Consider the following 268-nt stretch of genomic DNA (forward strand, 5'->3'; position numbering starts at 1 on the left):
TTCGTTACGCGGGTAAATCAATTGGTTTATCGCTGGCCGCGTATGCTGGTTTGTCCAGCGCAGCGTTTCAAAATGGTAAGATGGTCGAAAATTTATTTACACTCGTGATGCATTGCGGTGTAATGTGGGTGCTACTTTACAGTTTAACTTATGTAATAAAAAAGATTTCGTTACCAAATATCGATACTTCGCTGGAAATTGATCATCAAGATAATATTGGTATTGCTTGTATCGAATTTGCGGTTTTTTGTGCTGTAGGTTATTTGCT

1 protein-coding gene is annotated in these 268 nt (G+C 38.1%); it reads left to right on the plus strand.

Translation table 11 applies throughout. The features are described 5' to 3' along the window. A partial coding sequence (locus V0R37_RS22285; RefSeq protein WP_420376580.1) for a DUF350 domain-containing protein occupies window positions 1–268 on the plus strand: 268 nt, incomplete at both ends.

This window comes from Pollutimonas rozaliensis (assembly GCF_048751585.1).
GTDB lineage: Bacteria > Pseudomonadota > Gammaproteobacteria > Burkholderiales > Burkholderiaceae_B.